Origin of the sequence: Bacillus sp. AR4-2, from assembly GCF_008274865.1 — a bacterium.
GTDB lineage: Bacteria > Bacillota > Bacilli > Bacillales > Bacillaceae_G > Bacillus_A > Bacillus_A cereus.
On record NZ_CP031062.1, the window covers coordinates 12,501 to 27,500 of the forward strand.

Here is a 15,000-nt window from a genome sequence, read left to right on the forward strand (position 1 = left end):
TAGGCGAGGAGAGAATCCTAAGGTGTGCGAGAGAACTCTGGTTAAGGAACTCGGCAAAATGACCCCGTAACTTCGGGAGAAGGGGTGCTTTCTTAACGGAAAGCCGCAGTGAATAGGCCCAAGCGACTGTTTAGCAAAAACACAGCTCTCTGCGAAGCCGTAAGGCGAAGTATAGGGGGTGACACCTGCCCGGTGCTGGAAGGTTAAGGAGAGGGGTTAGCGTAAGCGAAGCTCTGAACTGAAGCCCCAGTAAACGGCGGCCGTAACTATAACGGTCCTAAGGTAGCGAAATTCCTTGTCGGGTAAGTTCCGACCCGCACGAAAGGTGTAACGATTTGGGCACTGTCTCAACCAGAGACTCGGTGAAATTATAGTACCTGTGAAGATGCAGGTTACCCGCGACAGGACGGAAAGACCCCGTGGAGCTTTACTGTAGCCTGATATTGAATTTTGGTACAGTTTGTACAGGATAGGCGGGAGCCATTGAAACCGGAGCGCTAGCTTCGGTGGAGGCGCTGGTGGGATACCGCCCTGACTGTATTGAAATTCTAACCTACGGGTCTTATCGACCCGGGAGACAGTGTCAGGTGGGCAGTTTGACTGGGGCGGTCGCCTCCTAAAGTGTAACGGAGGCGCCCAAAGGTTCCCTCAGAATGGTTGGAAATCATTCGTAGAGTGCAAAGGCATAAGGGAGCTTGACTGCGAGACCTACAAGTCGAGCAGGGACGAAAGTCGGGCTTAGTGATCCGGTGGTTCCGCATGGAAGGGCCATCGCTCAACGGATAAAAGCTACCCCGGGGATAACAGGCTTATCTCCCCCAAGAGTCCACATCGACGGGGAGGTTTGGCACCTCGATGTCGGCTCATCGCATCCTGGGGCTGTAGTCGGTCCCAAGGGTTGGGCTGTTCGCCCATTAAAGCGGTACGCGAGCTGGGTTCAGAACGTCGTGAGACAGTTCGGTCCCTATCCGTCGTGGGCGTAGGAAATTTGAGAGGAGCTGTCCTTAGTACGAGAGGACCGGGATGGACGCACCGCTGGTGTACCAGTTGTTCTGCCAAGGGCATAGCTGGGTAGCTATGTGCGGAAGGGATAAGTGCTGAAAGCATCTAAGCATGAAGCCCCCCTCAAGATGAGATTTCCCATAGCGTAAGCTAGTAAGATCCCTGAAAGATGATCAGGTTGATAGGTTCGAGGTGGAAGCATGGTGACATGTGGAGCTGACGAATACTAATAGATCGAGGACTTAACCATATAATATGTAGCAAATGTTATCTAGTTTTGAAGGAATATGCCTTCATAGTTTGGTGATGATGGCAGAGAGGTCACACCCGTTCCCATACCGAACACGGAAGTTAAGCTCTCTAGCGCCGATGGTAGTTGGGACCTTGTCCCTGTGAGAGTAGGACGTCGCCAAGCAACTAAAAACACAAGTCATTTGACTTGTGTTTTTTTATTTCCCATGAAATAGATTTGGTTCCATTAATAAAAAATTTGAAATATAGTAAGGGATTTTTTGAGCAGAAATACTTAGAAATTGATAAATAAATGGATAATCTTCAGAACCATAACTTCCAAGTAAGTCATACCACCAATCTGTTTCATATCTAGAAATCATGCTTAAATTATAGAGCAATAAATAATGAATGAGGAGTTCAGGTAATATTGGCTTAGGATTTCTAGGGTCAGTCGTAAGTGGCAAATAATAAGTATTAGTAAGATGTTCATAGTATAAAGGAGTACTGTACATAGGATTCCATGATTGAATGGGCGCTGTAAAAAGTAAATTCGATTCATTAGTCTTCTCAGGTACGTGTTGTATTGATAAATGCTTACAAGATGTTTCAATGTAACGAGAAAATCTCTCTTTAGTCATATGTAATCGATCTAGTAGGTTGACTGAAAAGGAGAGCTCATTTTTAATTGTTGAATCAATTTTATATAAAGTTGATCCTTTTTGACTATAACGAAATAAATTTTGTAATTCTGGAATATTTCCCATTAGTTCTAACATGTTAAATTTTTCTGCTTCTAAGTGTTTCATGTGAAACAGTTGTTCTGCAACATGAGTAAACAATCCGTTTTTTTGTACCTTCACCTCATCTTCTAAAAATTGATACCCTTGTTTTTTTCGTTTGCGAGTTGTAACACCATGAGCTAAAACGGTAGTGGATTCAGGATAGTTAGGGTCAATAGTTAGTAGGCATGCTTTAAACAGTTGGCTAATTCCATAAAATAACAACATTGGTTGAATGGAAAATGGAGCTGTCTTATATAATTCATAATAATTTTTCCCGTGTTCTAAGTAATAAATAAAGGGATAACAATTTTCAAAACTTTTTTTTTCTGCATCCTGAATAGAGGATTTTTCATAACAACGGGCAAGATAACGTTGTACATTTTGAGATGAAAAAAAGAAACTTAACTGCTGCCAAGTACAAGATGTTTGATGCATATATTACGCTCCTTTTATTGTCTAAAAATTCTAACATATATATACGTCCTTGACAGTATTTTAACCAATTGATAAGCTACTAATAATAATTTCTGGTATCATAGGGGGAACAATTATGTGGGAATCTAAATTTGTTAAAGAAGGTTTGACTTTTGATGATGTATTACTTGTACCAGCTAGGTCAGATATATTACCAAGAGAAGTAAGTGTTAAAACAGTTTTATCTGAAAGCTTACAGCTAAACATCCCGTTAATTAGTGCAGGAATGGATACAGTAACAGAAGCTGACATGGCTATTGCAATGGCTCGCCAAGGTGGTTTAGGAATTATTCATAAGAATATGTCTATTGAGCAACAAGCAGAGCAAGTTGATAAAGTAAAGCGCTCTGAAAGCGGCGTTATTTCAGATCCTTTCTTCTTAACTCCAGAACATCAAGTATATGATGCAGAACATCTTATGGGAAAATATCGTATCTCAGGTGTACCGGTTGTAAATAATTTAGATGAGCGAAAGTTAGTTGGTATTATTACAAACCGTGATATGCGCTTCATCCAAGACTACTCAATCAAAATTTCTGACGTAATGACAAAAGAACAATTAATTACAGCTCCAGTTGGTACTACACTGGAAGAAGCTGAAAAGATCCTACAAAAGTATAAAATTGAAAAACTCCCTCTTGTTGATAATAACGGTGTATTACAAGGGCTTATTACAATAAAAGACATTGAAAAAGTAATTGAATTCCCAAACTCTGCTAAGGATAAGCAAGGACGCTTATTAGTTGGAGCAGCAGTTGGTGTAACAGCGGATGCTATGCTTCGCATTGATGCATTAGTAAAAGCTAGTGTAGATGCAATTGTACTTGATACAGCACATGGGCATTCTAAAGGTGTTATTGATAAGGTAAAAGAAGTTCGTGCTAAATACCCATCACTAAATATTATCGCTGGAAATGTTGCTACTGCTGAAGCAACGAAAGCATTAATTGAAGCTGGTGCAAACGTAGTTAAAGTTGGTATTGGACCAGGTTCTATTTGTACAACACGCGTTGTAGCCGGTGTTGGTGTACCACAATTAACTGCAGTTTATGATTGTGCAACAGAAGCTCGCAAACACGGTATTCCAGTTATTGCTGATGGCGGTATTAAGTACTCTGGTGATATGGTGAAAGCATTAGCGGCAGGAGCACATGTTGTTATGCTAGGTAGCATGTTTGCAGGTGTTGCAGAAAGTCCTGGAGAAACTGAAATTTACCAAGGTCGTCAATTTAAAGTGTATCGTGGTATGGGTTCTGTCGGTGCGATGGAAAAAGGAAGTAAAGATCGTTACTTCCAAGAAGGCAATAAAAAACTTGTCCCAGAAGGTATTGAAGGACGAGTGCCATATAAAGGACCTTTAGCAGATACAGTTCACCAATTAGTTGGTGGCTTACGTGCAGGTATGGGATATTGCGGAGCACAGGATTTAGAATTCTTACGCGAAAATGCACAATTCATTCGTATGTCAGGTGCCGGCTTACGTGAAAGTCATCCTCATCACGTACAAATTACAAAAGAGGCTCCAAACTACTCGTTATAATGTCTTATATACAAATAGACAGAGATTTGATATCTCTGTCTATTTTTTTTTGATTATGTTAGAATAACGGTTATGTGAGTACATAGATATTGGGGGTAGCAAAAGTGAAAGGTATGTTTTGCAAAAGATTCATTGCTTTGGTAACAGTGCTTACACTAGCTTGTAGCATCTTTATGCCATATAGCAATGCATCAGCTGAAACAGGAGCCGCTTTAAACATTGAAGCAGGTGCGGCAATTTTAGTAGAAGCGAATTCTGGGAAAATTTTATATCAAAAGAATGCAGATGAATTATTATCCATTGCTAGTATGACAAAGATGATGAGTGAATATTTAGTTCACGAAGCAGTGGATAAAGGAAAACTTAAGTGGGACCAGAAAATTAAGGTTTCTGAATATGCATATAAGGTTTCACAAGATGCTTCATTATCAAATGTTGCATTAGAAAATGGTGGCTCTTATACAGTAAAAGAGTTATACGAGGCAATGGCAATCTTTTCTGCAAATGGTGCAACAATTGCATTAGCAGAAGCAATTGCAGGTAAAGAAGTAGACTTCGTAAAAATGATGAATGATAAATCGAAAGAACTAGGGTTGAAAAATTATAAATTTGTCAATTCTACAGGTTTAACGAATAAAGATTTAAAGGGAATGCATCCTGAAGGAACAACAGCGGATGAAGAAAATAAAATGTCTGCAAAGGATGTTGCAACTTTAGCACAACATTTAATTAAAGATTATCCAAAAGTGTTAGATACAGCAAAAATCCCTAAAAAAGAATTCCGTCCAGAAAAAGAGAAGTTTGGAATGTCGAACTGGAACTGGATGTTAAAGGGCTTAGTTAAAGAATATGATGGTGTAGATGGCTTAAAAACAGGCTCAACTCCAGAAGCAGGAGATTGCTTCACTGGTACGGTTGAAAGAAACGGAATGCGTTTTATTTCTGTAGTTATTAAAACAAGTTCTCATACAGCACGTTTTGATGAAACAAAGAAGCTATATGATTATGGATTTGCTAACTTTGAAGTGAAACAAATGTATAAAAAAGGTTCTTCAGTAAAAGGACAAGAAACAGTACGAGTAGAAAATGCGAAAGATAAAGATGTAGCAGTTCAAACGAAACAAGCTATTTCACTTCCAGTGCCAAAAGGAAGTAAAGATGTTTATAAAACAGAATTAAAAGAATCAAGTAAGGGACAAGAAGCACCTATTAAAAAGGGAGCTGCGCTTGGTCAAATGGTAATTACGCCAAAAGATACAAACGACCCTGGATTTTTAACTGGTAAGTCACTGCAAGTGGATCTTGTAACGACATCTGAAGTAGAAGAAGCAAACTGGTTTACTCGTGCTATGCGCGGAATTGGTTCATTCTTTAGTGGTATGTGGAATAGTGCTGTTGATACAGTAAAAGGTTGGTTTTAAAAGCTCCTCACGATAGGAGCTTTTTTTTATTCCTATTTTTCATACCGACTTTATGAAAAAGTAGTAGACAAGCATCTGATAGTTAGTGGTAGAATGTAAGAGTATTCTTAATTTTCGCCTTTAACGGGGGAAAGCAATTCACCTAGGGGGGTTTTTGTACATGACAAATGTAACAGGGACAGAACGTGTAAAACGTGGAATGGCAGAAATGCAAAAAGGCGGCGTTATTATGGACGTAGTTAACGCTGAACAAGCAAAAATTGCAGAAGAGGCAGGCGCAGTTGCCGTTATGGCATTAGAGCGTGTACCAGCAGATATTCGTGCAGCAGGTGGCGTTTCTCGTATGGCAGACCCAACAATTGTTGAAGAAGTTATGGGTGCGGTGTCAATTCCGGTTATGGCAAAATGCCGTATCGGTCACCTTGTAGAAGCACGTGTATTAGAATCATTAGGGGTAGACTATATCGATGAGAGTGAAGTATTAACTCCTGCTGATGAAGTATACCATTTAAATAAACGTGATTACACAGTTCCATTTGTATGTGGTTGCCGTGATATCGGAGAAGCTGCACGTCGTATTGCAGAAGGTGCATCTATGCTTCGTACAAAAGGTGAACCAGGAACAGGAAACATTGTAGAGGCAGTGCGTCATATGCGCCAAGTCAATGCAGAAATCCGTCAAGTTGCGAGTCTACGTGAAGATGAGTTAATGACATATGCAAAAAATACTGGCGCTCCTTACGAAGTATTACTTGAAATTAAACGTCTTGGTCGCTTACCAGTTGTAAACTTTGCGGCAGGTGGTGTAGCAACACCAGCAGATGCAGCATTAATGATGCAACTTGGTGCTGATGGGGTATTTGTTGGATCTGGTATCTTCAAATCAGAAAACCCAGAGAAATTTGCACGTGCAATCGTTGAAGCAACGACTCATTATGAAGATTACGAACTAATTGCAAGCCTTTCTAAAGGATTAGGTAATGCAATGAAGGGTGTCGAAATTTCAACGTTATTACCAGAACAACGCATGCAAGAGCGTGGATGGTAATTAAAGGAGAACTTTAAAATGGTGAAAATCGGTGTACTAGGTCTTCAAGGTGCAGTTCGTGAGCATGTAAAATCAGTTGAAGCAAGTGGTGCAGAAGCTGTTGTTGTAAAGCGTATAGAGCAACTTGAAGAGATTGATGGTCTTATTTTACCGGGCGGTGAAAGTACAACAATGCGCCGTCTTATTGATAAGTATGCTTTCATGGAACCACTTCGTACATTTGCAAAGTCTGGTAAACCAATGTTTGGTACATGTGCAGGGATGATTCTTCTTGCGAAAACACTTATTGGCTATGAAGAAGCACATATTGGTGCTATGGATATTACAGTTGAGCGCAATGCGTTCGGACGCCAAAAGGATAGTTTTGAAGCTGCGCTTTCAATTGAAGGTGTGGGTGAAGACTTCGTTGGTGTATTTATCCGTGCGCCGTATGTTGTAGAAGTAGCTGATAATGTTGAAGTGCTTTCTAAGCATGGTGACCGAATGGTAGCGGTAAGACAAGATCAGTTTTTAGCAGCTTCATTCCATCCGGAATTAACAGATGATCATCGTGTGACAGCATACTTTGTTGAAATGGTAAAAGAAGCGAAAATGAAAAAAGTTGTATAAGTAACTTGCAACTTGTATAAGATTATAGTAAATTGATGGTAACAATTTTATAAAATAAGCGTGTTGATAGGAAATAGTAACAAATGTCGTTTCTTATAGAGAGTCGATGGTTGGTGGAAATCGATAGAAACAGTTTGTGAATCCATCCTGGAATGGAATGTGGAATATCTTTTGGATTAGTAAGCATTCCCGGTGAAGAGCCGTTATTTCTACTTGAGAGGAAAGCGGTAATGCTTTCAACTAGGGTGGCAACGCGGGTTAACTCCCGTCCCTTTATATAGGGACGGGAGTTTTTTGTGTTTTATAAAATAAAAGGAGGAGTATATAATGCTTGATATTAAATTTTTACGTACAAACTTTGAAGAAGTAAAAGCGAAATTACAGCATAGAGGCGAAGATTTAACTGATTTCGGACGTTTTGAAGAACTTGATACGAGAAGAAGAGAACTACTTGTTCAGACAGAAGAATTAAAAAGTAAACGTAACGAAGTATCTCAACAAATTTCTGTATTAAAGCGCGAAAAGAAAGATGCAGAAGCTCTAATTTTAGAAATGCGTGAAGTTGGAGAAAAAGTAAAGGATCTTGATAACGAACTTCGTACAGTTGAAGAAGACTTAGAAAGATTAATGTTATCTATTCCAAATATCCCTCATGAATCTGCTCCAGTTGGTGAAACAGAGGATGATAATGTAGTAGCACGTACTTGGGGAGAAGTGAAAGAATTTACTTATGAGCCAAAACCACATTGGGATCTTGCTACTGATTTAGGAATTTTAGATTTTGAACGCGCTGGGAAAGTAACAGGAAGCCGCTTCGTATTTTACAAAGGTGCTGGTGCAAGATTAGAGCGTGCTTTAATTAGCTTTATGCTTGATCTTCATACTGATGAGCATGGATATGAAGAAGTATTACCTCCATATATGGTAAACCGTGCAAGTATGACAGGAACAGGACAACTTCCAAAGTTTGAAGAAGATGCATTCCGTATTGAAAGTGAAGATTACTTCTTAATTCCAACAGCTGAAGTACCTGTAACGAATATGCATCGTGATGAGATTTTAAATAAAGAGCAATTGCCTATAAGATATGCTGCATTTAGCTCTTGCTTCCGTTCTGAAGCAGGTTCAGCTGGGCGTGATACACGTGGTTTAATTCGCCAGCATCAGTTCAATAAAGTAGAGCTTGTGAAGTTCGTAAAACCAGAAGATTCTTATGAAGAGTTAGAAAAGTTAACAAATGATGCAGAACGCGTGTTACAATTATTAGAGTTGCCATATCGCGTTATGAGCATGTGCACAGGCGATTTAGGATTTACAGCAGCGAAGAAATACGATATTGAAGTATGGATTCCAAGCTATGGCACATATCGTGAAATTTCTTCTTGTAGTAATTTTGAAGCTTTCCAAGCGAGACGTGCAAATATCCGTTTCCGCCGTGAACCAAATGGAAAACCAGAACATGTTCATACATTAAATGGATCTGGTCTTGCAATTGGACGTACGGTTGCAGCTATTTTAGAGAACTACCAACAAGAAGATGGTACAATTATAATTCCAGAAGTTCTTCGCCCTTATATGGGAGGAAAAACAGTTATTAAGTAAATTTAAACATTCATCGGTATGAGTGATTGGTAATTATGAGCGTTGTCAGTACTGTAATGTAGGAAGGGGAAAGTAAAATTTTCCTTTCCTCATAATTTATTTTAGTAGGGTTGACTAACTGTTTTTCTTTTGATATTATATTTGATGTCAATATGGAGGTATACCCAAGTCTGGCTGAAGGGATCGGTCTTGAAAACCGACAGGCGGCGAGAGTCGCGCGGGGGTTCGAATCCCTCTACCTCCTCCAGATATAATTGACAACAGCGCATATAAGTGGAGATTGGAGAACTCGTTACCAACACGTAACGAGTTTTTATTTTAAAACCAATCATAAAGTATGGTGTAAGGTAATTTTGTCCTTATTACACACTCATATTCCGATGATTATCTTCATAGATATGAAAGGAGTCAACATGGATCTTATTATACAAACGTTTCCTTTAGATGGAAAAACTTTATATTATGTACAATGTCCTGTCTGTAAGAACAATAGAATTTTAAACAGTGGTGCAAACGTATCACGCATTATTAGTGATGATACATTCCGTAAACTTTGTGGTTGTACTTGTGATGTAAAACCAGCTACGAGTAAAGTAGAGGCGCCAAAACAAGTTAAAAAAGCAGCTGTAAAGAAAGAAGCAGCTCCAAAACGTACAGGTAAAGTATTAACGGCAGTAATTAACGGGAAAGAAATGACTGTTAAAGAGATTGCTGAAGCATACGATATTAGTACAAGTACTGTTCGTCAGCGCATTAACGCAGGAAAACCTGAGAGTGAAATTATTGCTCCAACAAAGAAGAAGTAATTTAATAGGAAAACCCGTGCATATGCACGGGTTTTTTATTTTACAAGTTTACGTGTTTGTTTTAAAAAATGGCCAATTTTTTTTATGATTGGTTCGATTGAATCACCATCTTTTAAAATATCGTACTCATTAATATTTAAGCGTAATACAGGGCATGAATTAAAGTTGTTAATCCAGTTTTCATAACGTCCATGCATTTCTTTCCAGTACTCAATTGGTGTTTGCTGTTCCATTGGGCGCCCGCGTTCTTGAATACGATCGACAATATCATCGAAAGAACCTTCTAAGTAAATTAATAAGTCTGGATGAGGGAAGTAAGGAGTCATGACCATAGCGTCAAATAAACCTTTGTATGTTTCATAATCAGTTTCTGTCATTGTTCCTTTTTCATGATGCATCTTTGCGAAAATTCCAGTGTCTTCGTAAATGGAACGATCTTGAACAAAACCGCCACCATATTCAAAAATTCTTTTTTGTTCCTTAAATCGTTCTGCTAAAAAGTACACTTGTAGGTGGAAGCTCCAGCGAGTGAAGTCCGCATAGAACTTGTCCAAATATGGATTGGAATCTACTTTTTCAAATGATGTGCGATAACCTAAAGCATTAGCTAATGCAGTTGTCATAGTTGATTTACCCACACCTACTGTTCCGGCGATAGTGATTACCGCGTCATTGGGTATATCATATTTTTGCCTTAAATTCATTATTATTTCGACTCCTTTAAGAGAGTATTTTGAAGGGCAGATAGGATAACGTTTAAATCATCAGGATTTTTTACAAAATCCATATCGTCGCCATTAAATTTCAATACTGGTATTTCCGGATGATCTTTTTTAAAAGCATCCATTGCTGTTTCATAATCTTTTGTGAGCTGTAGTAAGTAATTTGGATCCATGTTTTTTTCAAATTCTCTTCCGCGCATGGCGATTCGTTTTTGCAATGTTTCTAGGCTAGCTGTTAAATAAACAATGACATTTGGCACAGGCATATCTTGTGTAAGGATACGATAAATTTGCATGTATTTGTCATATTGAGAGTCTTTTAATGTGCGGGATGCAAAAATTAAATTTTTAAAGATATGGTAATCCGCTACTACTGGTTTCCTTTGATTCAAGTACTTTATGTTAATGTCTTCTAATTGTTTGTATCTATTACAAAGAAAGAACATCTCTGTTTGAAAACTCCATTCGTCGATGTCTTCATAGAACTTTCCTAAAAAGGGATTTTCATCAACAATCTCTTTTAGTAAGTGGAGTTGCATGTGAGTTGAAATTTCCTTCGCAAGTGAAGTTTTTCCAACACCAATTGGTCCTTCAACCGTGATAAATGGTACTCCGGTCACGCTGTTTCCTCCTTTCAATCAGTGATTTACCGTGACTACTAAAAACACAAAACAGAATTATTGTAGCACAAGAGGGAAGCGAGCGGGTTAATTTGATATAAAAAGTTAGAAAATAGATATATGTATTAATTAAATTTTATTTTGGTTGATGATGTTATATTTGCTTTCAATGTAGTTTCCATTATTTTTAAAGCATGTATATTATCTTGGTCGTTGTTAGAGGCGATACAATCCTGTGGTACATACAATTTATAATTTCTCATATGAGCATCATTAGCTGTAAATAGGATACATATATTTCCGGCAACCCCTGTTAATATTAGATTTTCTATTTTTAAATAACCTAGTAATGAATTTAAAGGTGTTTCATAAAAAGCGGAATAATGTGGTTTAATAAAAATGTACTCATCAAAACTTGGAGCAATCTTATGGATTATATTTTCGCTATATTTATTTGTGCAATGAGTAATAAGTTGGTCGATATCAGATCTCCAAAGTTGATAATGGTCATTAACGTAAATTATAGGATAGCCGAAGGATTTCATTTTTTTCTTTAATTGTAAAATAGGGTTTGTTATAGTTTCGCATTTTTTAGCTAGAATGGGTCCGTGGGAAAATTGAAAGTCATTAATCATATCGATAATGAGCAAGGCGGTATTTTTCATATGTAATCCCCTCTCTTTTTTCTTTTAGGGTGGATTGAATTTGTAAAAGTTATCCCCTGTGTAGTAAATGGAAATAAGTGTACTTTATTTGTAATGAAAGGACTATGTTATGGAACAAGATCAAGATATTTATTTTATGCAATTAGCGATAGAAGAAGCTAAAAAGGCAGAGGAAATACAGGAAGTACCAATTGGAGCAGTTATAGTGTTAGATGGTGAGGTAATTAGTGTTGCCCATAATTTAAGGGAAACTGAGCAAAGATCAATAGCTCATGCTGAGTTGCTAGCGATAGATGATGCATGTAAAAAATTAGGGACATGGCGTTTAGAAGATGCAACATTGTATGTAACATTAGAACCTTGTCCAATGTGTGCGGGTGGAATTGTTTTATCACGAGTGAAGCGAGTTGTATATGGTGCAAGTGATCCGAAGGGCGGATGTGCAGGGACATTGATGAATCTTTTAACGGATGAACGCTTCAATCATCAATGTGAAGTAGTATCTGGTGTACTAGAGGAAGAATGCGGTACGTTGTTAACAAACTTTTTTAGAGAGCTTCGTAAAAAAAGAAAAGCAATAAAAAAATTAGAGAAGAATACTGGGAACTAACGTATTTGCATTTTCTAAAGAAACAAGTTATACTGATAATGCCTTTAATGAAGGCAACCGAATATTGGTTTTAACTTTGCCGTGCTAAGCGGGGAGGTAGCGGTGCCCTATACTCGCAATCCGCTCTAGCGAGGCCGAATCCCCTCTCGAGGTTATGTTGCTGTAAGGTCTGCCTTAAGTAAGTGGTGTTGACGTTTGGGTCCTGCGCAACGGGACCCCGTGAACCTTGTCAGGTCCGGAAGGAAGCAGCAATAAGCGGGTCTTCTCGTGTGCCGCAGGAGTGCCTGAACCGAGCTAACTGCTTGAGTAACGCTTATGGTACGTAATCGACGGAGGGTGCACGGCAGTTATATATGTATACAAAACTCACCTTAATACAAAGGTGAGTTTTTTGTATAGAAAATAACTTTTGGAATCTATAAACAGAATGGGTTATAATAAATGAGATAATAACCTTTGAGGGAGGCCGTATTTTCGTGTCATACCAAGCGTTATACCGAACATGGAGACCGCAAAAGTTCGAAGATGTAGTCGGTCAAAAGCACGTGACAAAAACGTTGCAAAATGCCCTTCTTCAAGAGAAAGTTTCACATGCTTATTTATTTTCTGGCCCGAGGGGAACAGGAAAAACGACAATTGCAAAAGTATTTGCAAAAGCAATTAACTGTGAACATGCTCCGGTAGCTGAACCTTGTAATGAATGTCCTTCTTGTTTAGGAATCACACAAGGATCCATTTCAGATGTATTAGAAATTGATGCGGCTTCAAATAACGGTGTAGATGAAATTCGAGATATTAGAGATAAAGTAAAATACGCTCCAAGTGCTGTAGAATATAAAGTATACATTATTGATGAAGTTCACATGCTTTCTATGGGTGCATTCAATGCGCTTTTAAAAACCTTAGAAGAGCCGCCAGGACATGTTATCTTTATTTTGGCGACAACAGAACCTCATAAGATCCCACCTACAATCATTTCACGTTGTCAGCGCTTTGAATTCCGAAAAATATCAGTGAATGATATTGTTGAGAGATTATCAACGGTCGTGACAAATGAAGGTACGCAAGTGGAAGGTGAAGCATTACAAATTGTTGCGCGTGCTGCCGAAGGTGGTATGCGTGACGCGCTTAGTCTTATTGATCAGGCTATATCTTATAGTGATGAGATTGTTACGACAGAAGATGTATTGGCCGTAACAGGATCTGTTTCTCAGCAATACTTAGGCAATTTAGTAGAGTGCATACGTGAAAATGATGTATCAAGAGCATTGCAAATCATAGATGAAATGATGAGTAAAGGGAAGGATCCAGTTCGTTTTATGGAGGATTTCATTTACTATTATCGTGATATGCTTTTATATCAAACTTCACCACAACTAGAACATATGTTGGAACGAGTAATTGTAGATGATCAATTCCGTAAGTTGAGTGAAGAAATGCAACCGGAAGTGATCTACGAGATTATTCATACCCTTAGTAAGGGACAACAGGAAATGAAGTGGACAAATCATCCGCGTATTTTCTTAGAAGTTGTTATGGTGCAATTGTGTCAACAGTTTATGATGCAAGCAAATGGTACAGATCGTTTGCAAGCAATTATGAACAGGATGCAGCAACTGGAGAAAGAGTTAGAGCAAGTCAAAAAGAACGGTGTGCCAGCTGGTGTACAACAGGAAGTAAGAGAGACGCGTGCAACACCAAAACCGGTACGAACAGGAAGTATGAAAATTCCTGTCGGACGTGTAAATGAAGTATTAAAACAAGCGAAGCGTCAAGATTTAGAACAATTAAAAGCTGTATGGGGTGAGTTGTTAGGAAGACTCAAATCATATAACAAAGTAGCGTTTGCCGTTTTACTTGAAAATAGTGAACCAGTGGCAGCTTCAGATGACACTTACGTTTTAGCATTTCAATATGAGATTCACTGTAAGATGGCGAGCGAAAATCGAGAAGCTATGGATACAGTAGAACAAGCTTTATTTGAATTGCTAAGTAAAAGGTTAAATATGATTGCCATTCCAAAAAGTGAATGGGGTAAAATCCGTGAAGACTTTTTACAACGTGAAGGTGGAGAGTCTGAAGAAAGCCCGGAGAAAAAGGAAGACCCTCTTATAGAAGAGGCAGTGAAGTTAGTAGGGCAAGAACTCATTGAAATAAAAGAGTAATAATAATTAGGAGGAATTAATTATGATGCGTGGCGGAATGGGAAATATGAATAACATGATGAAACAAATGCAAAAGATGCAAAAGGACATGGCGAAAGCACAAGAAGAGCTTGGTGAAAAAACAGTTGAAGGTACAGCTGGCGGCGGAATGATTACAGTTATTGCAAATGGTCACAAGCAAATTCTTGAAGTGAAGATTAAAGAGGAAGTTGTAGATCCAGAAGATATCGAAATGTTACAAGACTTAGTATTAGCTGCAACAAATGATGCACTTAAAAAGGCTGATGAGCTTTCAAACTCTACAATGGGTAAATTTACAAAAGGCTTAAACTTACCAGGTGGAATGTTCTAGGAGGATATTGATACATGCATTATCCAGAACCAATATCAAAACTAATCGATAGTTTTATGAAGTTGCCAGGTATCGGACCGAAAACAGCGGTTCGATTGGCATTTTTCGTATTAGATATGAAAGAAGATGATGTGTTAGGTTTCGCGAAAGCACTTGTAAATGCGAAGCGAGATTTAGCGTACTGTTCTGTATGCGGACATATTACTGATCGTGATCCTTGTTATATTTGTAATGATTCACATCGAGATCAATCAGTTGTTTGTGTCGTGCAAGAACCGAAAGATGTAATCGCGATGGAAAAAATGAAAGAGTATCAAGGTGTATATCATGTGTTACGTGGTGCGATTT

The 15,000-nt window shown here is 38.4% G+C and carries 14 protein-coding genes, 1 tRNA gene, 2 rRNA genes, 1 other RNA gene and 1 other annotated feature (2 of these 19 running past the window's edge); of the genes, 14 read left to right on the top strand and 4 right to left on the bottom strand.

Annotated elements, in window-relative coordinates; translation table 11 throughout:
- Both DN399_RS00050 and rrf read left to right on the top strand, forming a co-directional pair.
- Positions 1-1,252 (top strand): 23S ribosomal RNA (locus DN399_RS00050); it begins 1,670 nt to the left of the window's first position.
- A gap of 49 nt (positions 1,253-1,301) precedes the next feature.
- Positions 1,302-1,417, top strand: a 5S ribosomal RNA gene (rrf, locus tag DN399_RS00055).
- Positions 1,418-1,451: 34 nt separating this feature from the next.
- Here rrf and DN399_RS00060 read toward each other — a convergent pair.
- Positions 1,452-2,453: a YaaC family protein gene (locus DN399_RS00060; protein ID WP_000554287.1), complete on the bottom strand. Its 1,002-nt coding sequence runs from the start codon at positions 2,451-2,453 to the stop codon at positions 1,452-1,454.
- A 115-nt stretch (positions 2,454-2,568) separates the two neighbouring features.
- On the opposite strand from DN399_RS00060, the gene guaB reads away from it, so the two are divergent.
- The 7 genes from guaB to DN399_RS00095 all read left to right on the top strand — a co-directional run bounded on the left by guaB (position 2,569) and on the right by DN399_RS00095 (position 9,518).
- Entirely contained in the window at positions 2,569-4,032 is a 1,464-nt protein-coding gene (gene guaB / locus DN399_RS00065) for an IMP dehydrogenase (protein ID WP_000264088.1), read from the top strand.
- 113 nt (positions 4,033-4,145) lie between these two features.
- On the top strand, positions 4,146-5,453 hold the full coding sequence (gene dacA, locus DN399_RS00070) for a D-alanyl-D-alanine carboxypeptidase DacA (protein WP_124749816.1): 1,308 nt from the start codon (positions 4,146-4,148) through the stop codon (positions 5,451-5,453).
- A 160-nt stretch (positions 5,454-5,613) separates the two neighbouring features.
- Positions 5,614-6,501 (top strand): pyridoxal 5'-phosphate synthase lyase subunit PdxS, encoded by an 888-nt coding sequence (gene pdxS / locus DN399_RS00075; protein WP_000186165.1) that lies wholly within the window; start codon positions 5,614-5,616, stop codon positions 6,499-6,501.
- A gap of 18 nt (positions 6,502-6,519) precedes the next feature.
- Entirely contained in the window at positions 6,520-7,110 is a 591-nt protein-coding gene (gene pdxT / locus DN399_RS00080; protein WP_000238785.1) for a pyridoxal 5'-phosphate synthase glutaminase subunit PdxT, read from the top strand.
- 54 nt (positions 7,111-7,164) lie between these two features.
- Positions 7,165-7,386, top strand: a binding site (T-box leader).
- Positions 7,387-7,437: 51 nt separating this feature from the next.
- Positions 7,438-8,712 (top strand): serine--tRNA ligase, encoded by a 1,275-nt coding sequence (gene serS / locus DN399_RS00085; RefSeq protein ID WP_000884187.1) that lies wholly within the window; start codon positions 7,438-7,440, stop codon positions 8,710-8,712.
- Between the two features lie 154 nt (positions 8,713-8,866).
- Positions 8,867-8,959, top strand: a tRNA-Ser gene (locus DN399_RS00090).
- A 166-nt stretch (positions 8,960-9,125) separates the two neighbouring features.
- Entirely contained in the window at positions 9,126-9,518 is a 393-nt protein-coding gene (locus DN399_RS00095) for a sigma factor-like helix-turn-helix DNA-binding protein (protein WP_000364193.1), read from the top strand.
- A gap of 35 nt (positions 9,519-9,553) precedes the next feature.
- Here the strand turns inward: DN399_RS00095 and DN399_RS00100 are convergent, their stop codons facing one another.
- From DN399_RS00100 to DN399_RS00110, 3 genes are all read right to left on the bottom strand, one after another.
- Complete coding sequence (locus tag DN399_RS00100) at positions 9,554-10,222, bottom strand: deoxynucleoside kinase (RefSeq protein ID WP_001053585.1); 669 nt, start codon at positions 10,220-10,222, stop codon at positions 9,554-9,556.
- A 2-nt stretch (positions 10,223-10,224) separates the two neighbouring features.
- Complete coding sequence (locus DN399_RS00105) at positions 10,225-10,860, bottom strand: deoxynucleoside kinase (protein WP_000148218.1); 636 nt, start codon at positions 10,858-10,860, stop codon at positions 10,225-10,227.
- Between the two features lie 125 nt (positions 10,861-10,985).
- Complete coding sequence (locus DN399_RS00110) at positions 10,986-11,525, bottom strand: cysteine hydrolase family protein (protein WP_006917832.1); 540 nt, start codon at positions 11,523-11,525, stop codon at positions 10,986-10,988.
- Between the two features lie 109 nt (positions 11,526-11,634).
- On the opposite strand from DN399_RS00110, the gene tadA reads away from it, so the two are divergent.
- From tadA to recR, 5 genes are all read left to right on the top strand, one after another.
- Entirely contained in the window at positions 11,635-12,135 is a 501-nt protein-coding gene (gene tadA, locus DN399_RS00120) for a tRNA adenosine(34) deaminase TadA (protein ID WP_000434329.1), read from the top strand.
- A gap of 79 nt (positions 12,136-12,214) precedes the next feature.
- Positions 12,215-12,479, top strand: an RNA gene (gene ffs / locus DN399_RS00125) — signal recognition particle sRNA large type.
- Positions 12,480-12,611: 132 nt separating this feature from the next.
- The gene (gene dnaX, locus DN399_RS00130) at positions 12,612-14,300 is read left to right on the top strand and encodes a DNA polymerase III subunit gamma/tau (protein ID WP_000121587.1); all 1,689 of its coding nucleotides are present in this window, start codon (positions 12,612-12,614) and stop codon (positions 14,298-14,300) included.
- Positions 14,301-14,325: 25 nt separating this feature from the next.
- Complete coding sequence (locus DN399_RS00135) at positions 14,326-14,652, top strand: YbaB/EbfC family nucleoid-associated protein (RefSeq protein ID WP_014894853.1); 327 nt, start codon at positions 14,326-14,328, stop codon at positions 14,650-14,652.
- Between the two features lie 14 nt (positions 14,653-14,666).
- Positions 14,667-15,000 carry the 5' portion of a recombination protein RecR gene (gene recR, locus DN399_RS00140; RefSeq protein WP_000559169.1) on the top strand. Its footprint extends 263 nt past the window's final position, so only the first 334 of its 597 coding nucleotides appear in the window; the start codon lies at positions 14,667-14,669; the stop codon falls past the right edge of the window.